Annotated in this window: 22 protein-coding genes; 14 read left to right on the top strand and 8 right to left on the bottom strand. The window is 68.9% G+C overall.

Annotation, left to right across the window (positions count from 1 at the left end):
* Positions 1–3 precede the first annotated feature (3 nt).
* From AB5J62_RS32645 to AB5J62_RS32635, 3 genes are read left to right on the top strand one after another with little or no spacing between them, the layout of a single operon-like run.
* On the top strand, positions 4–1,185 hold the full coding sequence (locus AB5J62_RS32645; protein WP_370943843.1) for a Gfo/Idh/MocA family protein: 1,182 nt from the start codon (positions 4–6) through the stop codon (positions 1,183–1,185).
* Positions 1,182–1,550 (top strand): hypothetical protein, encoded by a 369-nt coding sequence (locus AB5J62_RS32640; RefSeq protein ID WP_370943842.1) that lies wholly within the window; start codon positions 1,182–1,184, stop codon positions 1,548–1,550. The genes AB5J62_RS32645 and AB5J62_RS32640 overlap by 4 nt, the downstream gene beginning before the upstream one ends.
* A 3-nt stretch (positions 1,551–1,553) precedes the next feature.
* Complete coding sequence (locus tag AB5J62_RS32635) at positions 1,554–2,999, top strand: DnaJ C-terminal domain-containing protein (protein ID WP_370943841.1); 1,446 nt, start codon at positions 1,554–1,556, stop codon at positions 2,997–2,999.
* Here AB5J62_RS32635 and AB5J62_RS32630 read toward each other — a convergent pair.
* On the bottom strand, positions 2,996–4,177 hold the full coding sequence (locus AB5J62_RS32630) for a sorbosone dehydrogenase family protein (RefSeq protein ID WP_370950401.1): 1,182 nt from the start codon (positions 4,175–4,177) through the stop codon (positions 2,996–2,998). The two genes, AB5J62_RS32635 and AB5J62_RS32630, sit on opposite strands and share 4 nt — an antisense overlap.
* A 64-nt stretch (positions 4,178–4,241) precedes the next feature.
* Between AB5J62_RS32630 and AB5J62_RS32625 the strand changes: the two genes are divergently transcribed.
* A complete protein-coding gene (locus AB5J62_RS32625) occupies positions 4,242–5,150 on the top strand; it encodes a 2-hydroxyacid dehydrogenase (protein WP_370943840.1) in 909 nt (302 codons plus the stop codon).
* A 41-nt stretch (positions 5,151–5,191) separates the two neighbouring features.
* Here AB5J62_RS32625 and AB5J62_RS32620 read toward each other — a convergent pair whose 3' ends face one another.
* Both AB5J62_RS32620 and AB5J62_RS32615 read right to left on the bottom strand, forming a co-directional pair.
* Entirely contained in the window at positions 5,192–6,145 is a 954-nt protein-coding gene (locus tag AB5J62_RS32620; RefSeq protein ID WP_370943839.1) for a ferritin-like domain-containing protein, read from the bottom strand.
* Positions 6,146–6,256: 111 nt separating this feature from the next.
* Positions 6,257–6,631 (bottom strand): hypothetical protein, encoded by a 375-nt coding sequence (locus AB5J62_RS32615; protein WP_370943838.1) that lies wholly within the window; start codon positions 6,629–6,631, stop codon positions 6,257–6,259.
* A gap of 179 nt (positions 6,632–6,810) precedes the next feature.
* Between AB5J62_RS32615 and AB5J62_RS32610 the strand changes: the two genes are divergently transcribed.
* Entirely contained in the window at positions 6,811–7,350 is a 540-nt protein-coding gene (locus AB5J62_RS32610) for a DoxX family protein (RefSeq protein WP_370950400.1), read from the top strand.
* Positions 7,351–8,023: 673 nt separating this feature from the next.
* Here AB5J62_RS32610 and ilvD read toward each other — a convergent pair.
* Both ilvD and AB5J62_RS32600 read right to left on the bottom strand, forming a co-directional pair.
* Positions 8,024–9,868 carry a dihydroxy-acid dehydratase gene (gene ilvD / locus AB5J62_RS32605; protein ID WP_370943837.1) on the bottom strand — a complete coding sequence of 615 codons (1,845 nt, stop codon included), beginning with the start codon at positions 9,866–9,868 and terminating at the stop codon, positions 8,024–8,026.
* 35 nt (positions 9,869–9,903) lie between these two features.
* A complete protein-coding gene (locus AB5J62_RS32600) occupies positions 9,904–10,320 on the bottom strand; it encodes a PH domain-containing protein (RefSeq protein WP_370943836.1) in 417 nt (138 codons plus the stop codon).
* Between the two features lie 287 nt (positions 10,321–10,607).
* Here AB5J62_RS32600 and AB5J62_RS32595 point away from each other — a divergent pair, with 287 nt between their 5' ends.
* From AB5J62_RS32595 to AB5J62_RS32580, 4 genes are all read left to right on the top strand, one after another.
* Positions 10,608–12,446, top strand: coding sequence for an acetolactate synthase large subunit (locus AB5J62_RS32595; RefSeq protein ID WP_370943835.1), 1,839 nt, complete (start codon positions 10,608–10,610; stop codon positions 12,444–12,446).
* Entirely contained in the window at positions 12,443–12,949 is a 507-nt protein-coding gene (gene ilvN, locus AB5J62_RS32590) for an acetolactate synthase small subunit (protein WP_370943834.1), read from the top strand. Before AB5J62_RS32595 ends, ilvN begins: the two co-directional genes overlap by 4 nt.
* A 41-nt stretch (positions 12,950–12,990) precedes the next feature.
* Positions 12,991–14,004 (top strand): ketol-acid reductoisomerase, encoded by a 1,014-nt coding sequence (ilvC, locus tag AB5J62_RS32585; protein WP_370943833.1) that lies wholly within the window; start codon positions 12,991–12,993, stop codon positions 14,002–14,004.
* Between the two features lie 65 nt (positions 14,005–14,069).
* A complete protein-coding gene (locus tag AB5J62_RS32580; RefSeq protein WP_370943832.1) occupies positions 14,070–14,318 on the top strand; it encodes a DUF397 domain-containing protein in 249 nt (82 codons plus the stop codon).
* On the opposite strand, the gene AB5J62_RS32575 is transcribed toward AB5J62_RS32580, so the two are convergent.
* Positions 14,315–15,184 (bottom strand): nuclear transport factor 2 family protein, encoded by an 870-nt coding sequence (locus AB5J62_RS32575; RefSeq protein WP_370943831.1) that lies wholly within the window; start codon positions 15,182–15,184, stop codon positions 14,315–14,317. The two genes, AB5J62_RS32580 and AB5J62_RS32575, sit on opposite strands and share 4 nt — an antisense overlap.
* Positions 15,185–15,351: 167 nt before the next feature.
* Here AB5J62_RS32575 and AB5J62_RS32570 point away from each other — a divergent pair, with 167 nt between their 5' ends.
* Positions 15,352–16,362: a glycoside hydrolase family 5 protein gene (locus AB5J62_RS32570; protein ID WP_370943830.1), complete on the top strand. Its 1,011-nt coding sequence runs from the start codon at positions 15,352–15,354 to the stop codon at positions 16,360–16,362.
* A 343-nt stretch (positions 16,363–16,705) separates the two neighbouring features.
* Here AB5J62_RS32570 and AB5J62_RS32565 read toward each other — a convergent pair whose 3' ends face one another.
* Together AB5J62_RS32565 and AB5J62_RS32560 are read right to left on the bottom strand one after the other, a co-directional pair.
* The gene (locus AB5J62_RS32565; protein ID WP_370943829.1) at positions 16,706–17,824 is read right to left on the bottom strand and encodes an ankyrin repeat domain-containing protein; all 1,119 of its coding nucleotides are present in this window, start codon (positions 17,822–17,824) and stop codon (positions 16,706–16,708) included.
* A gap of 46 nt (positions 17,825–17,870) precedes the next feature.
* Positions 17,871–18,674 carry a TIGR03620 family F420-dependent LLM class oxidoreductase gene (locus AB5J62_RS32560; protein ID WP_370943828.1) on the bottom strand — a complete coding sequence of 268 codons (804 nt, stop codon included), beginning with the start codon at positions 18,672–18,674 and terminating at the stop codon, positions 17,871–17,873.
* 85 nt (positions 18,675–18,759) lie between these two features.
* On the opposite strand from AB5J62_RS32560, the gene AB5J62_RS32555 reads away from it, so the two are divergent.
* The 4 genes from AB5J62_RS32555 (at position 18,760) to AB5J62_RS32540 (ending at position 25,723) form a co-directional block, all read left to right on the top strand.
* Positions 18,760–19,305, top strand: coding sequence for a TetR/AcrR family transcriptional regulator (locus AB5J62_RS32555; protein ID WP_370943827.1), 546 nt, complete (start codon positions 18,760–18,762; stop codon positions 19,303–19,305).
* Between the two features lie 115 nt (positions 19,306–19,420).
* Positions 19,421–21,019, top strand: a complete 1,599-nt coding sequence (serA, locus tag AB5J62_RS32550) for a phosphoglycerate dehydrogenase (protein WP_370943826.1) — start codon at positions 19,421–19,423, stop codon at positions 21,017–21,019.
* Between the two features lie 98 nt (positions 21,020–21,117).
* On the top strand, positions 21,118–24,468 hold the full coding sequence (locus AB5J62_RS32545; protein WP_370943825.1) for a S8 family serine peptidase: 3,351 nt from the start codon (positions 21,118–21,120) through the stop codon (positions 24,466–24,468).
* 214 nt (positions 24,469–24,682) lie between these two features.
* Positions 24,683–25,723, top strand: a complete 1,041-nt coding sequence (locus tag AB5J62_RS32540; protein ID WP_370943824.1) for a 3-isopropylmalate dehydrogenase — start codon at positions 24,683–24,685, stop codon at positions 25,721–25,723.
* The last annotated feature ends 95 nt before the right edge of the window (positions 25,724–25,818 follow it).

Genomic DNA, 25,818 nt, shown 5'->3' with positions numbered 1-25,818 from the left:
GGCATGACACAGCCCACTTTGGGGGTCATTCTCAATGGCGCCACCGGCCGGATGGGCTATCGCCAGCATCTGGTCCGGTCGGTGCTCGCGATCCGCGAGCAGGGCGGTGTCGAACTCCCCGACGGGCGGCGCGTGCAGCTCGACCCGATCCTGGTCGGGCGCAGCGAGGCCAAGCTGAAGGAAATGGCCCAGCGGCACGGTTTGGAGCGCTGGACGACCGATCTCGACAACGCGCTGGCCGACGACACGGCGACCGTCTACTTCGACGCGCAGATCACCTCCGCGCGGGAAAAGGCCGTGCGCGCGGCCATCGCGGCGGGCAAGCACATCTACTCCGAGAAGCCGGTCGCCGAGTCGGTCGCCGACGCGCTCGCGCTCGCCCGGCTCGCCGACGACGCGGGCGTGGTGCACGGCGTCGTCCACGACAAGCTGTTCCTGCCCGGCTTGCTCAAGCTGCGGCGGCTCATCGACGGCGGTTTCTTCGGCCGGATCCTTTCCGTGCGCGGGGAATTCGGCTACTGGGTGTTCGAGGGCGACTGGCAGACCGCGCAGCGGCCGAGCTGGAACTACCGGTCCGAAGACGGCGGCGGCATCGTGCTCGACATGTTCTGCCACTGGAACTACGTGCTGGAGAACCTCTTCGGCCGGGTCGAGGCGGTGACCGCGCGCGCCGTCACGCACATCCCGACCCGCGTCGACGAGCAGGGCCTCGAATACCCGGCGACGGCCGACGACGCGGCGTACGGGATCTTCGAGCTGGAGAACGGGATCGTCGCGCAGATCAACTCGTCGTGGGCGGTGCGCGTCAACCGGGACGAGCTGGTCGAGTTCCAGGTGGACGGCACCGAGGCCAGCGCCGTCGCCGGCCTGCGCAAGTGCCGGGTGCAGCACCGGTCGGTCACGCCGAAGCCGGTGTGGAACCCGGATCTGCCCGCCACGGAACAGTTCCGTGATCAATGGTCCGAAGTGCCCGACAACGCGGAATTCGACAACGGTTTCAAGGCGCAGTGGGAGGTTTTCGTCCGTGACGTGGTCGCCGGGCGTCCGCACGCCTACGACTTCTACGCGGCGGCACGGGGAATCCAGCTCGCCGAAGCCGGGCTCGCCTCGTCCGCGGAAGGTCGACGCATAGAGCTGACACGCCCTAGTACGATTGCGCCTCACTTGACCGAGGGGGGCGCATGACGACGCTGAACATCCGGATCGACGGTGACGACGACCTCGACACCGAGACCAGGCGGCTCCGGAAAGCGTTGCTGGAACTCGACGTCGAGGGCGTGCGCCTGCCCGCCGCCGACGCGCCGGACGGCGCGAGGGGGGCGGGCACCGAGCTCGGGTCGATGATCGTCAGCCTCGGCGGCTCCGCGGTGCTGACCGCGCTGGTCACCGGGGTCAGCCAGGTCGTGCGGACCTGGGTCACGCGGTACGAGAAGCGGTCGGTCGTGATCGAGATCGGCAAGCACAAACTGACCCTGTCCGGCGGGAATCCGGAGGAGCACGAGGCGAAAGTCAAAGCGTTCCTGAAGGCCGTGGAGCGGAAAGACGGCTGACGCGTGACCGGGATCCGCGACGCGCTCCTGATCGCGACGGGCAAATACGACAGCGGGCGGCTCACCGAGCTGCGCTCGCCGGGCGCGGACGTCGCCGAGCTGGCCGATGTGCTGGGTGACCCGGCGATCGGCTGGTTCGAGACGAAGCAACTCGTCGACGCGCCCGCTTACAAGGCGACCCGTGCGATCGAGGAGTTCTTCCGCGCGCGCAGCACCGACGACCTGCTCGTGCTGCACATCTCGTGCCACGGCGTGAAGAACGACGACGGCGAGCTGTACCTCGCGGCGGCGGACACCGAACTCGACCTGCTGGGGTCGACGGCCATCCCGGCCGCGTTCCTGCACGAGCAGATGAACCGCTGCCGGGCCAAGTCGATCATCCTGTTGCTGGACTGCTGTTTCAGCGGCGCGGCGCTGCCGGGCATGAAGGCGCCCGCCACGGTGGACGCGAAGGAGCAGCTGGCCGGCTCCGGGCGGGCCATCCTGACCGCCACCAACCGCACCGAGTACGCGTGGGAGGGGAACCGGTTCCTCGAGCTGGAACCGGCGCCGTCGCGGTTCACCGAGGCGATCATCCACGGGCTGCGCACCGGGGAGGCCGACCGCGACGGTGACGGCCGGGTGGCCGTCGACGAGCTCTACGACCACGTCTTCGAGCGGCTACGCGACTCCGACGCCAAACAGACCCCTCGGTACTGGGCCGATCTGGAGTACCGCGTCTTCCTGGCGAACACCGCGATCCCGATGCAGCCGGACCCGCCGGTGACGGCCACGGCCAAGACGGCGTGGCCGCAGCGCAGAGCCAGGCGCGGAACGGACGCGCTGATCCGGCTCGACGTCGCGCTGAAGGATCTGGCACTGGGCAAAGTGGACACCCTCAAGATCAACACTAAGATCGCCTGCGGCTCCTGTCAGGGGCTCGGCACGGCCCCGGATTCGGTCGTGGAGCGCTGTTCCCGCTGTTCGGGCTACGGGCTCGACGGTGAGGTGGACTGCACGGAGTGCGCCGGGTTCGGGACGCTGATCCGGAACCCGTGCGCCGTCTGCGGCGGCGACGGCCTGGTCGACACCACGCGGACCATGACCTACCGGCTGCCGAGGGGCGTCACCAACGGCATGCGGGTCCGGTTCTCCGAGCAGGGCGAGGCCGGGCCGGGCGGCGGACCGGCCGCCGACGTCTATATCGAGGTCGTCGAGCAGCCCGACGCGCGGTTCGAGCGGCATGGGCGTGACCTGCACTGCACGGTCACGGTCGCACCCAAGCTCGCGCGCACCGGCGGGGTGGTCGACCTCGCCACCTTCGACGGGATGCGCAAGATCCGGATCCCCGGCGGCGTCAAGCCTGGCAAGAAGGTCCGCGTCGCCGGGCTCGGCTTCCCGGAGGTGGGCGGCGAGGGGCGCGGCAACCTGATGGTCACCGTCGAAGTGACCAAGGCGATGCTGCTTTAGTCCTTGCCGGGCATAGAGGACTGGCCGCTCTTGCGGTTGATGACCACGACCCGGTCGTCGCTGGAGACCGGCGTGCCGCCTTCCTTGTTGAGCGTGCCCAGCACGGCGAAGTCGGCGTTGATCGCGCTGATCGGGCCGAGCCTGCCGTAGCCGGTGACCTTCTTGCCGTCGTAGGAGGCGAACGGGGCGCTGGTCACCGCGCCCTCCGGGGACAGCGGGAGCACCTGCATGTTCGCGGCCGTGGTGGCGGCGACGCTGAGCGCGCGGCCCGCGTCGTCGCAGCCGTAGACGCCCGGCTTCTCCGGCCAGCTCCACGCGGGCGAGGTGAGCGCCTTGCCTGCCTCGACGCGGTAGACGACGTCCTTGTCGGCCTGGCGGTCGGTGACCCACAGGCGCGCGCCGTCGTCCGACGCGCAGAGCCCGCCCGGCGCGTGCAGCCCGGTGGCGAACACCGCGGAGCCCGCGGTCGGGTTGCCCGCGAACGGCTGGCCGGCGACGTCGATGCGCAGGAGCTTGCCCGCGAGCGAGTTCGGGTCGGCGGCCGCCGCGGGGTTGCCGGCGTCGCCGGTCGCGACCAGCAGGCCGCCCTTCGCGTCACGCATGAGGGCGCCGTGGTTTCCGGTGGCGCCCTTGGGGATGCCGGTCAGCACGGGCTTCGGGGCCTGACCCTTGGCGAGGCGGACCACGCGGTTGTCGGTCGGCGTGGTGACGTAAGCGAAGAACAGCTGGTCCTCGGCGTACGCGGGGGACAGCGCGAGCCCGGTCAAGCCGCCGTCGCCGGACGCGTCGACCGGGACCGTGGCCAGCACGACCGGGTCCTTGCCGTTGGTGACCAGCAGGATCCGCCCGGTCTTGCGCTCGGCGGCGAGCGCGCTGGCGCTCGAGCCGTCGCTCGGGATGCCCGCGACCGCCGACACCGGGTCGAGGCAGGTCGCGATGACGGCCTCGTCGAAGTCCTTGCAGCCCTGCGGCGGCGGGATGGGCGTGCGGGAGGTCGCGCCTGGCTTGGGCGGACCGGCGTCGCTGCCGCCGGGCCCGCCGGGATCGGGCGCGTGCTCCGGCGTGATCGACGGCGCCGAGGTGTACGTCTGGTGGGCCGCGGTGTCGTCGAAGGTGGCGCACGCCGACAGCAACAGGCCGGTGCCCGCGATCAGGGCCAACGGCCGGACGGTCCTCATACGCACGATCACGAGGGTAGGCGCGTTCACGTGAACGCCAGGTAATGGGTCTACCGTGGTGATCATGACGGTCACGGTTCTCGTCCCCGACGACGACGGTCTCGCCGCCTTGTCCGAGCTGCCCGGCGTGCACGCGGTCCGCTACAAATGGGGCCAGCCGCTCCCGCGCGAGGCCGTCCAGGCCGAGGTGCTCATCCCCGGCGCGCACCGGGCGACCGACGAACTGTTCGACCAGCTACCCAATCTCCGGCTCATCCAGCTCCTGTCCGCCGGCGCCGAAGACTGGATCGGCACGGTGCCCGACGGCGTGCTGCTGTCCACCTGCCGGGGCGCGCACGGCGGCAGCACGGCGGAATGGGTGATCGCGGCGCTGCTCTCGGTGTACCGCGAGCTGCCGTCCTACACAGCCGACCAGGCGGCGGGCCGCTGGCAGCGTCGGACCTCGGACACCTTGCAGGGCAAGCGAATCCTGATCGTCGGCGCGGGCGACCTCGGCCAGCAGCTGCGGCGCCGGATCGAGCCGTTCGACACGAAGGTGTCCATGGTCGGCCTGTCCGCCCGCGACGGCGTGCACGCGGTCAGCGAACTGCGCGGCCTGCTGGGTTTCCATGACGTGGTCGTGCTGATGGTGCCGCTGACGTCGCGTACCCGCGGAATGGCCGACGCCGGTTTCTTCGCGGCGATGCAGGACGGCGCGATATTGGTGAACGCGGCACGCGGCGCGGTGGTGAACACCGACGCGCTCGTCGAGGAGCTGAAGCTGGAGCGGATCAGGGCGGTGCTCGACGTGACCGACCCGGAGCCGCTGCCCGAGGGACACCCGCTGTGGACCTCGCCGGGCGCGATCGTCTACCCGCACATCGGCGGCGCGGTGCACGGCACGCGGAAGCGGTCCTACGCGGTGGTCGCGGCCGAGATCGCCCGGTACGCGGGCGGCGAACTGCCGCACAACCTCGTGCACGGCGAGTACTGACGGGGTGACCGCGGCCGACACCGCGGTCACCCGCCGGTCGATCAGACGCTGTCGGCGCTGGCGTTGACCACGCCGTTGACACCCTTGGGGAAGAAGCCGCCGGACGTGGCCGCCTTGTCGGTCAGGTAGACGATGTTGAGCACCTGGCCGGGTGAGCGGCTGAAGGCGATGCCGTTGGGGTCGGCCGGGACGATGTTCGCGTTGCCGTAGTGGTCGAGCACGCCCTGGTCGAGGTCGGTGGCGCCGTCGAGACTGTCGCGTGCGTCCGAGATCTTGACGCTGGCCTGCTTGAGGTCGGGGTAGCCGTCGCGCAGGAAGAGCGCGGTGCGGATGTTGGCCGCGTGGTACGCCTCGACGGCCAGGATGCCCGCGGCCGCCTCGACGTAGGTCTTGTTGGTGATCAGCGGCGCCGCGCCCTTGTACGCGGTGACGCCGACGTCCTCGAAGAGGTAGGCGGCGAGCAGGAAGTTCTCCTCGGAGGCGAACGCGTCGAACGCACGGCCCGCCTTGACCAGCCCGGCGGCCTGCGCGGCGGCGGTGAAGCTGGCCTGCAGGTCGATCGCAGGCCTGCTCACCGCGGCCGAGCCGAGCGCGCTGCGCAGGAACAGCACGTGCGCCTTCTCGTCACCCGCGATCTCCTGGGCGAACTGCCGCACGGCCTTGGTCTGGAACTTCACCGCGCGCCCGCCGGTGACCCCGCCCCGCACGCCGACACCGGTGGTCATCGCGTCGGCGAGGCCCTTGCCGGTGACGGCGTGCAGATAGAACTCGGCTTCGAGATACTCCAGATTGAGCGCGAAGTTCAGGACGGCGGCGTCACTGATCTCGCCCTCGGGCGCCTCGGTGGCGCCCGCCGAGGCGGTGAGGCCGAAGGCGGCCCCGGCCCCGACGGCGCCGAGGCCGGTCAACCCCGCCGCGCGCAGGAACCGGCGCCGGTCGTGCGCGTTCTCGGCGCTGCGGTCGATCATCGAGCTGGCATAGCGTTTGCCGAACACAGGCGTTTCCCTTCGCTACCCGCCTGCGTCGGTGGCCCAAGTCCGAGCCACGCGGGATGGCTGCTTACTGACTCGGGTGATTCGCCGCCGCCGTCCCGCCGGATGGGTCCGCTACGGAAAAACGGGCGGGCAAGCCGGTGAGCTGCCCGCCCGCACCACCGCGGAGGCGTTGTCGCGGTACGCCGCCGGGATCACGCTCTTGCCCGCGCACAGCACGAACGACCGCCCGTGACTCACCACACTGACCTGGCAACCGGCGGACGGCCGGTTGTCGGCGGCCGCCACGGAGACCGGCAGCACGGTCACCGACGACCCGGCACAACTGGCGTAGGTGAGGTGCTTCACCGCGCCGGTCCCGTCCGCGTTGGCGTAGAAGGTGACCGACCCCACCGCGTCCGGCGCGGCCGAGGCCGTGGCGGGCAGTCCGACGGCCAGCACGGTCGTGGTGGCGGCGGCGATCGCGTATCCCCAGAGTTTCGCGTTCATGATCTTCTCCCCTGCTGTCGTGATCTCCAGTCTGTCCCGTACGAGATCGCGCCCACCAGCGGCGGAACCGGCAATTGACAAACACCCGGTGAGTCCGGTCAGCGCGTTGATGCGGCGCGGACCTGCGCGGATCGCCTACCCTGCGACCCGTGACGACTGAACCGTACGAGTCCGGCGGCATGCTCAACGAAGTCCAGGACGCGGCCCCGCGCGAGCCCGACCGCTGGCACGGCGGGCTCGACGTCGGCCTGCTGGTGCTGCGCCTGCTGCTCGGCGTCATCATGGGCGCGCACGGCCTCCAGCACCTGTTCGGCCTGTTCGGCGGCCCCGGCATCGACGGCTTCGCCAAGGTGCTCGGCGGCTTCGGCTACACCACCCAGACGACACTGCTGTCGTGGATCACCGGCGTGACCGAGGTCGGCGGCAGCCTGCTGCTCATCGTCGGCCTGTTCACCCCGGTCGCCTCGGCCGCGCTGCTCGGCGTCGCCATCAACATCGTCTACGTGAAGTTCCGCGGCGGCTTCTTCGAGGGCACCGGCAAGGGCTTCGAGTTCGAACTGCTCCTGGCGGGCGTCGCACTGGCGATTCTGTGCATGGGCGCGGGCCGCATCTCGCTCGACCGCAACACGCCGTGGCGCAAACGCCCGATGCCGATCGGCCTGCTCGCCCTGCTCCTCTCGGTCGCCGCCTCCGTCGTGGTCCTCGTCCTCTGCCGCTGACCCCGAACCTCCCGAATGCGTCGTTCGGTCCTTGGCAGGTCCCCAATGCGTCGTTCGGTCCGTGGCACGTCCCCAATGCGTCGTTCGGTCCTTGGCAGGTCCCCAATGCGTCTTTCGGTCCCTTGTACGGACCGGAAGACGCTTTCGGGAGGTGAGCGGCCGCTGAGACCCCCTTCAGCCTTGTTGAGAATCAGCGGCCGCAGGCCTGACGGAGTTGCTTTTGGGACACCTGACGGCCCAAAACCAACTCCGTCGACCCAGGCTCGCCGACTCCTCGACCACACCACCTCGGAGCTACCCGCTCAAAAACCGGTCGGGACACGCACGGCCTCCTCGCCGGCTGCCTCGTGCGCGTCAGATCGTGGTCGGGCGTGGGTGAGGGCCTACTTCACTCGGATCCGTGGCGTGAGGGCCTAGTTCGACCGTATATCCGGGTGAGGGAGGCCCTCACCCACTTGCCCCGGGCGAGGTAGGCCCTGAACCACCCGGCTACTGGACAGGCGGGTTGACCGTGTGGGTTTTGAGTCGTTCAACGACGCATTTCCCACACAGCCACCCCCTCCACGGCCGAGCAAGCCAGACACGCCACCTTTGACCTTCCGCCCGATAAAGCCCGAAAGCCACTTTCGTCAGATGCGATCTGACGAAAGTGGCTTTCGGGCTGAAACGGGGTTTACTTGCTGGGGTCGCGGACCGCGCCGGTGTCGGCCGAGGTGGCCATGCGGGCGTAGGCGCGCAGCGCGGCGGTGATCGGGCGGACCCGGTCGACCGGCTGCCACGGGCGCTCCGAGGCCTCCATCTTGGAGCGGCGCTCGGCCAGGACTTCGGGGTCGACCAGCAGCTCGAGGCGGCGTTCGTGGACGTCGAGCAGGATCTGGTCGCCGTTCTCCACCAGGCCGATGAGGCCGCCTGCGGCCGCCTCGGGGGAGATGTGGCCGACCGAGATGCCCGACGAGCCGCCGGAGAAGCGGCCGTCCGTGATCAGGGCGCACTTCTTGCCGAGGCCGGAGCCCTTGAGGAACGCGGTCGGGTGCAGCATCTCCTGCATGCCCGGCCCGCCCGCGGGACCCTCGTAGCGGATCACCAGCACCTCGCCGGGCTGGATCTCCTTCTTGAGGATCGCGGAGACGGCTTCCTCCTGGCTTTCCAGCACGCGGGCCGGACCCTGGAAGTGCCACAGGTCCTCGTCGATGCCCGCGGACTTGATGACCGCGCCGTTCTCGGCGAGGTTGCCGCGCAGGATCGCGAGGCCGCCGTCGACGGTGTACGCGTGCTCGACGTCGTGGATGCAGCCATCGGCCGCGTCGGTGTCCAAAGAGGACCAGCGGGCGTCGGTGGAGAAGGCCTGCGTGGTGCGCACGCCGCCGGGCGCCGCGTGGAACAGTTCCAGAGCGCGCTCAGAGGCCTTGCCGCCGCGCACGTCCCACTCGTTCAGCCAGGACTCGAGGTCCGTGGAGTGCACCGAGTGGACGTCGGTGTTCAACAGCCCGCCGCGGTACAGCTCGCCCAGGATGGCGGGGATGCCGCCGGCCCGGTGGACGTCTTCCATGTGGTAGTCGGAGTTCGGCGCGACCTTCGACAGGCACGGCACGCGGCGGCCGATCGCGTCGATGTCGGAGATGGTGAAGTCGATCTCACCCTCCCGCGCGGCCGCGAGGATGTGCAGCACCGTGTTCGTCGAGCCGCCCATGGCCATGTCGAGCGCCATCGCGTTCTCGAACGCCTTCTTGCTGGCGATCGAGCGGGGGAGCACGGAGTCGTCGTCCTCGCCGTACCAGCGCTTGCACAGCTCGACGACCGTGCGGCCCGCGTCTTCGAAGAGCGTGCGGCGCAGCGCGTGCGTCGCGAGCGTGGAACCGTTGCCCGGCAAGGAAAGGCCGAGCGCCTCGGTGAGGCAGTTCATCGAGTTCGCGGTGAACATGCCGGAGCACGAGCCACAGGTCGGGCAGGCCGAGCGCTCCACAATGGACAGGCCGTCCTCGTCGACCTCGCTGCTGGCCGAGGCCGCGATCGCGGTGATGAGGTCCGTCGGCGCCTGCGCGACACCGCCGACCACGACCGCCTTGCCCGCTTCCATCGGGCCGCCGGAGACGAACACGACCGGGATGTTCAGCCGCAGCGCGGCGTTGAGCATGCCGGGGGTGATCTTGTCGCAGTTGGAGATGCAGACGAGCGCGTCGGCCTGGTGCGCGTTGACCATGTACTCGACCGAGTCGGCGATGATCTCGCGCGAGGGCAGGGAGTACAGCATCCCGGAGTGGCCCATGGCGATGCCGTCGTCGACGGCGATCGTGTGGAACTCGCGCGCGACGCCGCCCGCGGCCTTCACGCCCTCGGCGACGATCTCGCCGAGGTCCTTGAGGTGCACGTGCCCCGGTACGAACTGGGTGTACGAGTTGGCGATGGCGACGATCGGCTTGCCGAAGTCGCTGTCGGTCATGCCGGTCGCACGCCAGAGCGAGCGCGCGCCCGCGGCGTTACGGCCGTGAGTGGTGGTTCGGGAACGGAGCTGAGGCACAGCTACTCCAAGGTCCGAGGACTGGTCCTACCAATTTACTCCTCGTTCGGAGTATCCGTGAGCCCGGAGGGGTCTTTCATTCGCCCGCCGCTGACCACGGCGATCACCGGAAGATGCCTGGTCCGGACTGTCGGAAGTCCGACTTTGCTGTCATCGGAAAGAACGGCGCTCACGCGCGCGCTTTTCGAAATCGCCAATCCTTTGAGCGCGTCCCAAGGAAGTTCGCGTTCTCCGAACACCGTGCGCACGGTCAGCCCGCCCGCGTGCGCCGTGGTCCGCGTCCTGGCCACGAACACGATCAGCGCGATCGGCACGAGCATCAGCGCCTGCAGCCCCGGAATCCCGCCGAAGGCGAGCGGTATGACGCACACCACTAGAAGGCCGATCGCCAGGTACGCGATACCTGGGATACGGAACACGGCTTTGGGCTCTGCCTGGTCTTTTTCCGCCACGCGAAGATGGTGCACCGGTCCGTGGAACGTTCGGAAAGCGGGTCGGGCTGTCCAGCATGCGGAATCGCCATCCCGCAGAGTTGACACTATTGACGGCGACCGATTAACGTTCCGTCCGTGACACCGCAGACCGGCCTCGTACTTCCTCAGCGCATCGACGCTTAGGAAGTATTTCCGCTGCGTCGATGCGCGACCCTCGTGCGACCTTACGGTCGGCGAGGGTTTTTTGTTGCCTGCACTAGAGATTTACCCGAACGAGTGACACCTAGACCCCCGGGGCAGAACCGATGACAAGCGCCACATCGCGATCGGAAGCTTCACCGCCGTCGCCAAGCTCAGCTCGCCCGAAGCCGACCCCGCCCGCCGGAACGCCCATTCGGGTAACCGGCGCGCAGTCGCTGGTGCGTTCGCTTGAAGCCGTCGGCGCCGAGGTGGTCTTCGGCATTCCGGGTGGCACGATCCTCCCCGCCTACGACCCGCTGCTCGACTCGACCAAGGTCCGCCACGTCCTGGTCCGCCACGAGCAGGGCGCGGGCCACGCCGCGACCGGCTACGCGCAGGCCACCGGCAAGGTCGGTGTCTGCATGGCGACCTCGGGTCCCGGCGCCACCAACCTGGTCACCCCGCTGGCCGACGCGAACATGGACTCGGTCCCGGTGGTCGCGATCACCGGGCAGCAGAGCCGCCCGCTGATCGGCACCGACGCGTTCCAGGAAGCCGACATCTGCGGCATCACCATGCCGATCACCAAGCACAACTTCCTGGTGACCGACCCGGCCGAGATCCCGCGCACCATCGCCGAGGCGTTCCACCTCGCGGCGACCGGCCGTCCAGGCCCGGTGCTGGTGGACATCCCCAAGGACGTCCTGCAGGAGATGACCTCCTTCACCTGGCCGCCGGAGATGCGCCTGCCCGGCTACCGCCCGACGCTGCGCCCGCACGGCAAGCAGGTCCGCGAGGCCGCCCGCCTGATCCAGGGCGCGAAGCGGCCGGTGCTCTACGTCGGCGGCGGCGTCATCAAGGCGCAGGCGTCGCGGCAGCTGCTGGAACTGGCCGAGTACACCAACATCCCGGTCGTCACCACGCTGATGGCGCGCGGGGCGTTCCCCGACTCGCACGTCCAGCACATGGGCATGCCCGGCATGCACGGCACGGTCGCCGCGGTCGCCGCGATGCAGCGGTCGGACCTGCTGATCACCCTCGGCGCGCGGTTCGACGACCGGGTCACCGGACGGCTCGACTCGTTCGCGCCGGAGGCGGCCATCGTGCACGCCGACATCGACCCGGCCGAGATCTCCAAGAACCGCAAGGCGGACGTGCCGATCGTCGGTGACTGCGCGGAGATCATCACCGAGCTGACCGCCGCCGTGCGCACCGAGTTCGACCACTCGGGCCGCCCCGACATCGAGGCGTGGTGGACCCAGCTCAACGGTCTGCGCGAGGGTTACCCGGCGGGCTACGAGTGGCCCGAAGACGGCACGCTCTCGCCGCAGTACGTCATCGAGCGCATCGGTGAGCTCGTCGGCCCGGACGCGGTCTACGCCGCGGGCGTCGGCCAGCACCAGATGTGGGCCGCCCAGTTCATCAAGTACGAGAATCCGCGCACCTGGATCAACTCCGGCGGTCTCGGCACCATGGGCTACGCCGTCCCGGCGGCCATGGGCGCCAAGTTCGGCATGCCGGACAAGCAGGTCTGGGCCATCGACGGCGACGGCTGCTTCCAGATGACCAACCAGGAACTGGCCACCTGCGCCATCGAAGGCGCGCCGATCAAGGTCGCCGTCATCAACAACGGCAACCTGGGCATGGTCCGCCAGTGGCAGAACCTCTTCTACTCGGAGCGGTACTCCAACACCGATCTCGGTACGCACAAGCACCGCATCCCTGACTTCACCCTCCTCGCGGAGGCGCTCGGCTGCGCCGGGCTGCGCTGTGAGACCAAGGAAGAGGTCGACGAGGTCATCAAGCGGGCGATGGAGATCAACGACCGCCCCGTGGTGATCGATTTCGTCGTCGGCAAGGATGCCCAGGTGTGGCCGATGGTCGCGGCCGGGACCGGCAACGACGAGATCATGGCCGTGCGCGGCATCCGCCCGCTGTTTGACGATGACGAGGTCAGCGAATGAGCATCCACACACTGAGCGTTTTGGTCGAGAACAAGCCCGGTGTGCTGGCGCGCGTCGCGGGCTTGTTCTCCCGGCGCAGTTTCAACATCGAGTCACTCGCCGTCGGACCCACGGAGAACCCCGAGGTGTCCAGGATGACGATCGTGGTCGCGGTCGAAGAGCTACCGCTCGAACAGGTGACGAAGCAGCTCAACAAGCTGGTCAACGTCATCAAGATCGTGGAACTCGAAAAGGCCTCCGCCGTGCAGCGTGAACTGCTGCTGGTGAAGGTCCGCGCGGACGCCACCGTCCGCAGCCAGGTGCTCGAAACCGTGCAGCTGTTCCGTGCCAAGGTGGTCGACGTGTCGCCGGAGGCCCTCACCGTGGAGGCCACCGGCACGTCGGACAAGATCGGCGCCCTGCTCCGGATGCTGGAGCCCTACGGGATCCGTGAGCTCGTGCAGTCCGGCATGGTCGCGGTGGGCAGGGGCGCCCGCTCGATCACCGCCACCTCGCCCCGCTGATTCTCTTGTTTTTGTAAGTCAGGAAAGGAAAACCCCCTCTCATGTCCGTCGAAATCTTCTACGACGACGATGCCGATCTGTCCATCATCCAGGGCCGTAAGGTCGCCGTCATCGGCTACGGCAGCCAGGGCCACGCCCACGCGCTGAGCCTGCGCGATTCGGGCGTCGACGTCCGCATCGGCCTGCCCGAGGGGTCCAAGTCCCGCGCCAAGGCCGAGGAGCAGGGCCTGCGCGTCCTGACGCCCGCCGAGGCGTCCAAGGAAGCCGATCTGATCATGATCCTGGCTCCGGACACCAAGCAGCGCTTCATCTACACCGACGACATCGAGCCGAACCTCTCCGGCGGCGACGCGATCTTCTTCGGTCACGGCTTCAACATCCGTTACGACCTGATCAAGCCGCCGTCCAACGTGGACGTCGCCATGGTCGCCCCCAAGGGCCCGGGTCACCTGGTCCGCCGCCAGTTCGTCGACGGCAAGGGCGTTCCGGCGCTCATCGCGGTCGAGCAGGACGCGACCGGCGGCGCGCAGGCGCTGGCGCTGTCGTACGCGGCGGCCATCGGTGGCGCGCGTGCGGGTGTCATCAAGACGACCTTCACCGAGGAGACCGAGACCGACCTCTTCGGCGAGCAGGCCGTGCTCTGCGGTGGCGCCTCCGCGCTGGTGCAGACCGGGTTCGAGGTGCTCACCGAGGCCGGCTACGCCCCGGAGATCGCGTACTTCGAGGTGCTGCACGAGCTCAAGCTCATCGTCGACCTGATGTACGAAGGCGGCATCGCCCGTCAGCGTTACTCGGTCTCCGACACCGCCGAGTACGGCGACCTGACCCGCGGCCCGCGCGTCATCTCGCCCGCGGTCAAGGAAGAGATGAAGAAGATCCTGGGCGAGATCCAGGACGGCACCTTCGCCCGCGAGTGGGTGGCCGAGGACGAGAACGGCCGCGAGAACTTCCACGCGCTGGAGAAGAAGGGTGCGGAGCACCCGATCGAGGAGACCGGCGCGAAGCTGCGCGGGCTCATGTCCTGGGTGGACCGTCCCATCACCGAGACGGCTTAAGGACTCGTGCGCGTTGCGGGCGGTTCTAACCGCCCGCAACGCGCACGACCTATTAGTGTGAAGCCATGAGCGAGCCGGTCGACAACAAGGCCCACATCCGCCATGAACTGGATCTGACCAGCGCGAAGTGGATCTTGGCCGGGGCCGAGGGGATCGCCCCGGAGGACTGCATGGAGTACACGTCCGTGCCGCACACCGACGGCAACACCTACTGGGCGATGCGCCACGGCGGCACCACGCTGGTGTTCACGCAGACCGAATGGGACGCGTTCCTCGCCGGTGTCCGCGACGGCCAGTTCAACCTGCCCGACTAGAGCCTGCTCATCAGGTCACGCAGCCAGCCGTCGGCCGCGGCGAGTGCCACGTAGTCCAGGTAATCGCGGGATTCGACGATCAGCCCGTCACGCACCCGCAGCACGAAGATGTTCGCGGTCCGCGCCGAGTCGCTCTGGTAGACGAACTCGCCGATCACCACCTCCGGATCCGTTGACTGGTAAGTGACCAAGTCGCGGGCCTGAAGCCGCATCGCCCTTTCGGAGACGCGAGCGAAATGCTCGCGCAGGTCCTGCCGTGTCTTGAGCGTCGGCGCGCCCGGCAGGAACGGGTGCGTGACATGGGTTTCCTCCGCGTAGAGGTCCGCGAGTTCGTCCCATTTCCCGTCTGAGACGCCGTAGATGAGCCGCTCGAACACGCCACGCGGGCTTTTCGGGTCCGCCATGGCCGGGCGTTCCGGCAGCGGTTCGATGGTGATTTCGGCTTTCTCCGCGCTGTCCGCGAGCGCTTCGAGCCCGTCTCGGGCGGCCGCCAGTCGCAGGTAGTCGTGGTAATCCCGCGACCACTCGATGAGTCCATCGTGGACGCGCAGTACCTGGATATTGGCTACCTCAAAGGACTTCCCGGTCGCGAGCGACTCGCCGGAGTAGTCGTACTCGGCGACGATCAGCTCGGGATCGGTCGTCTCGTGGATCACGATGTTCTCGCGCCGCAACCGGACCTGCGACGCGAGCCCTCTGGTGAAGTGCTCGTGCAGGGTCGCCCTCCCGACCACCCGGGTCGGCGCGGGCGGGCGCTGCGGATGTTCGACGACCGTGTCCTCGGCGTAGAGCGCGGAAAGCTCGCCCCAGTTCCCGCTCGTGATGCCCTCGGACAGCTTGTCGAACACTTCGCGTGGTGTAGTCATGAATCCTCCCAGTAAACGGAGTCCGTAGTCCGTATTTCTCAACGATACGGACTACGGACTCCGCTTGTCTAGTTTTACCTGCCCCGAACATCTCCCGAACGTGGCCCGAGCGCGCGGCCGGAAGCGTGTACGCGGACAGAAAACCGACTCCGGAAGTGAGGCGAGACATGATCAAGAGATCGGTGGGACTGGTGGTGGCGGCCTGCGGGCTGCTGCTGACCGCGTGCCTGCCCGCGGACGCCGCGCCGCCGAGCGCGCTGCCGCAACGCCTGAAGGTCTCCGGCGCCCAGGTGCTCGATCCGCAGGGGCACCCGATCGTCCTGCGTGGCTACAACTGGGGGCAGTGGGGGACGGTCCAGCCGGAGGACGGCGCCGACAACGCCGCGGCCGGCGCCAACTCGGTGCGCATCCCGTTGCGCTGGTGGGGTGAGTGGAAGGAGGACGTCGACAGCCGCGACCCGGACGCGCCGGGCCACATCGACCCCGCGCACCTGGCGCTACTGGACCAGACGATCGCCCGCGCCGTGGACAAGCACCTCTGGGTGACGTTGTTCGTCGACTCCGACTACGGCCAGGGCGCCGGCGGGCGTCCCGACAACTTCTGGTCCAACCCGGCGATGAAGCAGCAGTTCGTCGAGGTGTGGCAGTTCCTCGCCCACCGCTACCGCACCGTGCCGTACATGGGCGCCTACGAAATCCTGCCGGAGCCCAAGCCGATCGGCGTCGACGACGACGGCGTGCGCGCGTTCTACGATTCGATCATCCCGGTGATCCGCCGCATCGACGCGCGCATCCCGGTGATCGTCGGCCCGAACGACAACTACAACCTCAAGCATCTCCCCGGCGCGCACACCACGATCGACCCGAACGTCATCTACACCGGCAACTACTTCATCTTCGACAACACGCTGTCCCGCATCCCCGACATCCTCGACTTCCGGCAGCGCTTCGACGCGCCGGTCTGGATCAACCAGGTCGGCATTCCCAGCGGCAACCCGGACAGCCGCGCGAAGGCGCGCAGCGTGCTCGGCGCGTTCGCCGAGAACGACATCGGCTGGGCCTGGTGGACCTACCGGATCAGCGGCTCGAACCCGGACACGCACGGCATCTACTACCTGAGCCCCGACGGCTGGGTGGTCAAGCCCGAGTGGCTCAAGCTCGTCAACAGCTTCCTGTAAAAGGCTCGTGCGTGGGGGTCGTGAGTGGTACGGCCGGTTCTAACCGGCGAAAACACTCACGACCTCCTCATCGGCTGCCTCGTGCGTGGTCGGGCGTGGTGAGGGCCTAGTTCGCTCGGATTCCTGGGGTGAGGGCCTAGTTCGACCGTATATGCGGGTGGGGGAGGCCCTGACCCGCTTGGCTCGGGTGAGGGAGGCCCTGACCCACGTCGAGCCAGGTATGAAGGCTCCCTTCATGCCTGGGTCTCGTGGCTGGGTGAGTGCTGTTTGCGTCGTTCAACGACGCATTTCCCACACGGGCACCCGGCCGTGGTAAACCAGACGCGCCACCTCGGCCTTCCGCTCAACAGTCGCCCGCAACGCGCACGAGCACTTCCAGCGCCTCGGGGCTTTCGCAATGCTCGGCCCACCCGGCGGCCGTGCTGTCGAACAGCCCGTCTTTCAGGCCCGGGTCGGCTCCGGCGTCGAGCAGGACGCCGATGACGTCGAGCGCGTTGTTCTGCGCGGCGAGGTGTAGCGCGGTGACGTCCTTGCCGTGTCCCGGTCCGCCGAAAGTGGCCTGTGCGTTGACGTTCGCGCCGAGTTCGATCAGCTTGCGGACAGCGGCGACCTTCCCCTGCGCGGCGGCCCAGAGCAGCGGGGTGCCGCGGTAGACGTCGGCTTCGAGATCGGCGCCGCGCGCGACGAGTGCTTCCACCGCCTCGGTGCGGTCGTTTCGAGCGGCCCAGGTGAGTGCTTCGTCCAAGGCCTCGCGCGGGTCGTCGGCCGGCTTCCAGCGCGGGAAACCGCTGTGTGGCCGGTAAAACTGCCGATGCTCGCCGCCTGCTGTGCCGAGCAGATCGATACGTCCGAGCCCGGCGGCCACCCGGAGATTCCCCGGCGCGAGGCTGTGGTGCGCGAGCTTCTCGGCAGCTTCGCGATTGCCCCAGAACAACGCCACCACAAGGGGAGTGCCACCGTCGCCGCGCGCCGAGACGTCCGTCGGCGCGCCCGCTTCGAGCAGCATGTCGATCAGCGGTGGCAGGTTGCTGTACGCGGCTTGGTGCAACGGGGTCCAGCCGTGAACGTTGCCCCGCGCCGGGTCGGCGCCCCGGTCGAGCAAGACCTTGCTGAGCCGCTCGTCGCAGGTCGCCCCCGCCATGCCGAGCAAGTCGTTTCCGTTGGTGCCACTGACATTCACGACCTCGGGATGCTCGTCGACGATCGCCGTGAGCCCCTCGATGTCCCGGCTCTCGATGGCCCGGTAAGCCCGCGCGAACGGCTCGTCGCCCACGTCGTGCTTGAGCAGCTCACGCCAAGTCGCGAACCCGTGCTGCCGCGCCAGCGCGGTCCGGGCGCCGTTCTCGTCACGCGGCAGGTCGCCGAACGCCGCGACCGCGCCCGGTGTCCCGTCCTCAGCCGACTCGAGCAACCCGAACGCTCGCCCGGTGTAGTACTCGGGATCCGACTGGTAGGCCTGCATTCGTCCAGCCTAGGGGTCGTGAGCGGTACGGCCGGTTCTAACCGGTCTAAACACTCACGACGTCTTTGAGCCTGCGCCACTCCGCCAGCGGGATTTCGTCGTCGCCGGTGAGCACTTGGAGACAGACGTGGTCGGCGCCCGCGTCGAGCTGGGCTTGGACGCGAGCGCCGATCGCGTCAGGGCCGACGGCGACCAGTGCGTCGACGAGGCGGGGTGAGACGGCGGCCTGTTCTTCCTCGCTGAAGCCCAGGCGGCGCAGGTTCGCCTGGTGGTGCGGGGCGAGCTTCACGTAGAGGCCGACGTGTTCGCGTGCCAGCGCCGGGTCGAAGGTGACCGCCTGCTCGACCGCGAGGAACTTGCCGGGGCCGAGCACATCGCGGGCGAAGGCCGTGTGGGAGACGGGGACGAAGTACGGGTGCGCGCCGTCGGCGTGGTCGCGGGCGACCTCCAGCATGCGGGGGCCGAGCGCGGCGACGACGCGCGTCGGTGCGGGCTCGGCGAGCGCCTTGTCCAGCGCGGTCAGGTAATCGCGGATGGCGGTGACCGGGCGGGAGCCGACGCGGTGGCCGCCGAGGCCGTGCACGAAGCGGCCGGGATAGGCCTGATCGAGCAGGCGTTCCGCGCCCGCCGCCGCGGCCGGTTCGCGCCAGGCGGTCTGGGCGATGCCGGTGGCGACGCGCAACTTCGAGGTCGCCGCCAGCAGGACGGCGGCCTGGGTGAATGCCTCGCGGCCGTACGCCTCGCCGAACCAGAGCGTGTCGAAACCGAGGTCCTCGATCTGCTGTGCGGCATCGCGGATTTCGGCGGGTTTCTTGCCCTCCAAGGTGAAAGTCCAGATTCCAACGCTCACTGTCGTGTTCCCTCCAGAAGGTGAGGCTGCCTCCGGTTAATATACGGAGGTATCCTCCGATTTGTCACCCACTATTGTCGGACCCATGCGCGCCGACGCCCTCCGCAACTACGAACGCCTGCTCAGTGAGGCGAAACTCGCCTTCCGCAGCCATGGCGTCGAGGCGTCGCTGGAGGACATCGCGCGCAACGCCGGCGTCGGGATCGGCACGCTCTACCGGCATTTCCCGACCCGCGAGGCGCTCATCGAGACCTTGCTCCGGGATCGGTTCGACAGTCAGGCCGCCGCCGCGCGCGAGCTGCTCGGCCATCCGTCGCCGTTCGAGGCGCTGACGACCTGGCTACTCGGGCTCGGCAAGACGTCGAGTGAGTACAAGGGGCTGCCGGAGGCGATGGCGGCCGCCATCGACCAGCCGGGCTCGCCGCTCTACGTCTCATGTCATGAGATGCAGGCCGCCGCGTCCCAGCTGGTGGACAGGGCGCGCGAATCGGGCGAATTGCGCGCGGGCGCCACGACGCGCGAACTGCTTCTCCTTACCCACGCCGTTGTTTGGGCGAGCGAACATCATCCATCCGATGATGGGATGGATCGGCTTTTCGCTCTTGTTGTCACCGGGTTGCGGGCAAGTTAACAATGCACTCGGCAAGGTGGGGGTGCGCAGAGCTAAACTGCGGCCTATCCGGGCACAACGTCGTGCGCCGTTGAGAGCGTCCTCGATTTAGTGACCAATTAGTGGGAGCAGCGTCGTGACCAATGCCAGCAAGCCCGTCGTCCTCATCGCGGAAAAGCTCGCGCCCTCCGTCCTCAGTGTCTTCGGTGACGAGGTGGACGTCCAGCATGTGGACGGCACCGACCGTGCCGCGCTGCTCGAGGCCGTGAAGAGTGCCGACGCGCTGCTCGTGCGGTCCGCGACCCAGGTCGACGCCGAGGTGTTCGCCGCGACCACCCGCCTGAAGGTCGTCGCCCGCGCGGGCGTCGGGCTGGACAACGTCGAGGTGCCCGCCGCCACCGAGCGCGGTGTGCTGGTCGTCAACGCCCCGACCTCCAACATCGTCAGCGCCGCCGAGCACGCGGTCGCGCTGCTGCTCTCGGTCGCCCGCCGCGTCCCGGCCGCCAGCGAGAGCCTGCGTGGCGGCGCGTGGAAGCGCAGCTCGTACTCGGGCGTCGAGGTGCAGGGCAAGACCGTCGGTGTGGTCGGCCTCGGCAAGATCGGCCAGCTGTTCGCGCAGCGCCTCGCCGCGTTCGGCACCAAGCTCATCGCGTACGACCCCTACGTCAGCGCCGCCCGCGCCGCGCAGCTCGGCATCGAGCTCGTCACGCTGGACGAGCTGCTGGAGCGCGCCGACTTCATCTCGATCCACCTGCCGAAGACACCCGAGACCAAGGGCCTCATCGACGCCGAAGCGCTCAAGAAGACCAAGCAGGGCGTCATCATCGTCAACGCCGCGCGCGGTGGCCTGATCGTCGAAGAGGACCTCGCCGACGCCATCCGCTCCGGCCACGTCGGCGGCGCGGGCATCGACGTCTTCGTCACCGAGCCCACCACCGAGAGCCCGCTGTTCGACCTGCCGAACGTGGTCGTCACCCCGCACCTGGGCGCGTCGACCGCCGAGGCGCAGGACCGCGCCGGCACCGACGTCGCGCGTTCGACGCTGCTGGCGCTGCGCGGCGACTTCGTGCCCGACGCCGTCAACGTCACCGGCGGCGGCACGGTCGGCGAGCACGTCCGCCCGTACCTTTCGCTCACCCAGAAGCTCGGCACCGTGCTGTCCGCGCTGAACCCGAAGGCGCCCGCCTCGGTGACCGTCACCGTCAAGGGCGAGCTGGCAGGCGAGGACGTCAGCGTCCTGCAGCTCGCCGCGCTGCGCGGTGTCTTCACCGGCGTCGTCGACGAGCAGGTCACCTTCGTCAACGCGCCGCGCCTGGCGGCCGACCGTGGCGTGCAGGTCGAGCTGGTCACCGAGACCGAGAGCCCGAAGTTCCGCAGCGCGGTCACCATCCGCGTGGTCACCGCCGACGGCCAGACGCTCACCGTCTCCGGCTCGGTCACCGGCAAGGAGGAGGTCGAGAAGATCGTCGAGGTCAACGGCCGCCACTTCGACCTGCGTGCCGAGGGTGACGTGCTGCTGCTCGAGTACCCCGACCGCCCCGGCATCATGGGCCGCGTCGGCACCCTGCTCGGCGAGGCGGGCGTGAACATCGAGGCCGCGCAGATCAGCCAGACCACCGACGGCTCGGACTCGGTCATGCTGCTGCGCGTGGACCGCGAGGTCGGCGCGCACCTGCTGGAGCCGATCGGCGCGGGCGTGGGCACCCACACCATCCGCGGCATCCATCTGGGCTAAGGCAGTCGTGAGTGGTATTGCCGGTTCTAACCGGCAATACCACTCACGACCCTTTTTGCCCTGTTGCGGCGGCTGATCTTCGGGTTAGGTAGCCGCCTATGAGAAGACGCATACCGGTCTACGCCGCCGCGGTGCTGGCTGCGGCGGTCATCGCCGCCCCGCCCGCCTCGGCCCAGGACGTGCCGCTCGCCGATGGGGTCGGCACGGCGAAAGTCAACGCTTCGGGGATCAAGGGGAAGCTGTCGCCGCGTGTGAGCGCCGCGCAGGGCAAGATCACCGCGTTCGTCGAGCTGGCCAAGAAGCCGGCTGTCGACGCCTTCAACGCGGAACAGCACAAGGGCAAGGAAAAGGCCAAGCAGGCCGCCAAGGCCGCGAAGGCCGAAACGGCCGCCGCCGTGGACGCGGTCGTCGGCCAGCTCAAGGCGAGCGACCGCGGCGCCAAGGTCATCACCCAGACGGCCAACGCCGTCTCCGGCGCCGTCGTGACCGCGGATGCCGCGAAGCTGCGTGAGCTCGCGAAGCGCCCGGACGTGGTGGCCGTGCGCACCGTCGTTCCCAAGTCTCGCACCAACTCCAGCGCCGTCCAGCTCACCAACACCCTCGCGACCTGGCAGCAGACCGGCAGGCTCGGCGACGGCGTGCGCGTCGGCGTGATCGACGACGGCATCGACTACACCCACGCCGACTTCGGCGGCCCCGGCACTCCGGCGGCGTACAAGGCGATCGACCGGACCAAGGTCGACGCCGCGTACTTCCCGACCGCCAAGGTGGTCGGCGGCACGGACCTGGTCGGCGACGACTACGACGCCAACCGCGGCGACACCCCGGCGCCCGACCCGAACCCGCTCGCCTGCGGTGAGCACGGCACGCACGTGGCGGGCACCGTCGCCGGATTCGGCGTCAACGCCGACGGCACCACCTTCAAGGGCGACTACTCGAAGCTCAACGCCAAGAAGATCGAGGCGCTGAAGGTCGGCCCCGGCACCGCGCCGAAGGCACTGCTCTACGCCGTCAAGGTGTTCGGCTGCGAGGGCTCGACGAACGTCGTCTCGCAGGCGCTCGACTGGTCGCTCGACCCGGACGGTGACGGCGACTTCAGCGATCACCTCGACGTGGTCAACCTCAGCCTCGGCGGCGACTTCAACGCGCCCGACGACCCCGACTCGCTGTTCGTGCGCAAGATCGCCGCGAACAACGTGCTCCCGGTCTTCTCCGCGGGCAACGGCGGCGACCTCTACGACGTCGCGGGCGCGCCGGGCAACACCCCGGAGGCGCTGACCGTCGCCAGCAGCCGTGACCGCTCGATCCTGCGGGACGCGGCCGACATCGTCGCGCCGATCACCGGCGCCAAGGGCGGCCAGTTCAGCCAGAACTACACCGGGTTCGACACACTCGACCTGACCAAGCCGGTCGCGAAGCTCTCGGCGGCCAACGCCGACGGCTGCAAGCCCTATTCGGACGCCGACAAGGCCGCCGTCGCGGGCAAGTTCGCCTGGCTGGAGTGGGACAACAACGACGCGACGCGCCTGTGCGGCTCCGCCGTCCGCGCGAACAACGCGCAGGCCGCCGGCGCCGCGGGCACGCTGCTTTCGTCCACTGTGGAGCACTTCTCCGCCGGTATCGCGGGCAACGCGACCAACCCGATGTTCCAGTTCACCGCCTCGGCCACCAACGCGGTGCGGCCGGGCCTGAACGCGGGCACGCTGCAGGTCCACCTCAGCGGCAAGGGCCGCGCGAGCCTGCAGACCTACGACAACTCCATTGTGGACAGCCCGAGCTCGTTCAGCTCGCGCGGTGTCCGCGGCCCGGCGTCGAAGCCGGACATCACCGCGCCCGGTGACACGATCTCGTCGGCCTTCCGCGGCAGCGGCAACGACCGGACCGTGCTCTCGGGCACCTCGATGGCCGCGCCGCACACCGCGGGCATCACCGCGCTGGTCCGCGAGGCGCACCCCGACTGGACCGTCGAAGAGGTCAAGGCCGCCGTCATCGACACCGCGGGCCACGACCTCAAGGACGCGGCCGGGCACACCTTCGCGCCGCAGCGCGTCGGCACCGGCCGGATCGACGCGAAGGCCGCGCTGGACAACCAGGTCCTCGCGTACGTCGTGGACAACCCGGGTGCCGTCAGCGTCAACTTCGGCACCGTCGAAGCGGGTGGCCCGGTGAGCCTGACCAAGACGGTCAAGGTCGTCAACAAGGGTGTCAAGCCGGTCGAGTACGGCGTCGCCTACCAGGGCGTGAACACGCTGCCCGGCGTCGAATTCCAGCTGGACAAGGACACGGTGAAGCTGAGCCCGCGTGGCATCACGACGGTCAAGGTGACGCTGAAGATCACCGACCCGAAGGCGCTGCGCAAGGTCATCGACCCGACCATGGCCACCGAGCAGGCGGGGCTGGCGCGCCAGTTCCTCGCCGACGCGTCCGGCCGGATCGCGTTCACCCCGCGCAGCGGCGCGACCGTGCCGCTGCGGGTGGCCGTCTACTCGGCTCCCAAACCGGTTTCGGACATCGCCACCAGCGCCGAGGCGAACTTCCACGGGAGCACGCAGGCCGTGGTCAACCTGACCGGCAAGGGCGTCGACCAGGGCAGTGGCGCGCAGCGCTACCGCTCGCTGATCAGCGTGCTCGAACTGCAGGCCGAGTCGCCGCAGCTGGCCGAATGCGACCACTCGACGACCACCGACTGCACGATCAACAACACCGCCAAGGGCGCCGACCTGCGCTATGTCGGCGCCGCGTCGACCGCCCCGCTCGCCAAGCAGCAGGGCGAGCCGGAGAACGCGCTGCTCGCGTTCGGGCTCACCACCTGGAGCGACTGGGCCAACCTCGGCAGCAACACCATCCCGTTCGTCGACATCGACACCACCGGCGACGGGCGTCCGGATTTTGAGACCTTCGTGACGAAGGCGCCCTCGACGGACGTGCTGCTCGCCCAGACGGTCGCGCTGGCAGACGGCTCGGTGGTCGACGTCCAGGCGGTCAACGGTCAGCTGGGTGACGTGGACACCAACGTGTTCGACACCAACGTGGTCACCCTTCCGGTCAGTGTCGCAGCTTTGGGTATCGACGTGAACGGCGCTTCGCACAAGATCAGCTACTCCGTGGGCACCGCCGGGCCGTACGTCGCGCCCGGTACGACCAACGGGCTGATCGACTTCGTCGCCGGTCCGCTGTCGTTCGACGTGCTCGCGCCGGGCTACTCGGTGCAGGGCGGCGGCGACGCGGCGCTCGGGTACACGGCCAAGCCGGGTACCGCGCTCGTGGTCAACCGGAACGCGGCCACCACCGACACCGTGCTCGGCCTGCTGGCACTGGAACACCACAACGCTTCAGGCGATCGGGTGAATGTCATCAAGATCAACACTGGTCAGAGTGGTTCGGCAGAGCCTCTTCCGGTGACCGGGCCGGGCCGCCAGGGCGGCCGTCAGCCCATCGGGGTCGGTTGATCTTCCGGGTGTGAAGGGGGTTCTTTCTGCACTCCGTGCAGGGGGAACCCCCTTCTTTTGTACCCGTCTGGGTGTTCCAAATCCCGGGATGATCAGACATAAGGGTGGTGCGGCTACATCGCGTTGTCTACGGCCGGTAACCTTCGGTCGCTGGCGTTTTCTCGAGGATGGGCCATCCGGGAAGTCCGGAGGCCTCGTCGACGGAGGTGTGTGGATGCGGCTCGCAGTGATCCCAGGTGACGGGATCGGACCCGAGGTGGTCGCCGAGGCGCTCAAGGTGCTCGGCGAAGTCGTGCCGACGGCTGAGATCACCAACTACGACCTCGGGGCGGCGCGCTGGCACTCCACCGGTGAGCTGCTTCCCGAGTCCGTGCTGGGCGAGCTTCGCCAGCACGACGCGATCCTGCTCGGCGCCGTCGGCGACCCGAGCGTCCCCAGTGGCATCCTCGAGCGCGGGCTGCTGCTGCGCCTGCGGTTCGAGATGGACCACCACGTGAACCTGCGCCCCGCCCGGCTGTACCCGGGTGTGCGCGGCCCGCTCGCCGACAACAGCGAGATCGACATGGTCGTCGTGCGCGAGGGCACCGAGGGCCCGTACGCGGGCACCGGCGGCCTGCTGCGCAAGGACACCGAGCACGAGATCGCGACCGAGGTGAGCGTCAACACCGCGTTCGGCATCCGCCGCGTGGTCGCCGACGCGTTCAACCGCGCCGAGGCCCGCCCGCGCAAGCACCTCACCCTGGTGCACAAGACCAACGTCCTCGAGTACGCCGGTGGCCTCTGGTCCCGCATCGTCGAAGAGGTCTCGCTGGAGCACCCGGACGTCACGGTCGCCTACTCCCACGTGGACGCCGCGACCATCCACATGGTCACCGACCCGTCCCGGTTCGACGTGGTCGTCACCGACAACCTGTTCGGCGACATCATCACCGACCTCGCGGCCGCCGTCACCGGTGGCATCGGCCTGGCGGCCAGCGGCAACCTGGACATCACCCGCCGCAACCCGTCCATGTTCGAGCCGGTGCACGGCTCCGCGCCGGACATCGCGGGCCAGGGTCTCGCCGACCCGACCGCCGCGGTCCTCTCGGTCGCGCTCCTGCTCGACCACCTGGGCCAGAAGGAAGCCGCGCGCCGCATCGAGGCCTCGGTCGCGTTCGACCTGGCGACCCGCGACCAGGCCAACCCTGGCCCGACGCACTCGATCGGCGACCGGCTGGCCGCGCTGGTCTCGTCCAACACCCGCCCGACCGTTTAGCAGAAGCCCGAAAGCCACTTTCGGCAGATCCGATCTGACGAAAGTGGCTTTCGGGGTATCGGCGGGATAAAGCCTGCTTTACTCCCGGGAGTAAA

The sequence above is a fragment of the Amycolatopsis sp. cg5 genome, assembly GCF_041346955.1.
In the GTDB taxonomy this organism is placed as follows: domain Bacteria; phylum Actinomycetota; class Actinomycetes; order Mycobacteriales; family Pseudonocardiaceae; genus Amycolatopsis.
Note: the sequence above shows the minus strand (reverse complement) of the source record. Positions and strands in the feature narration are given on the sequence as shown.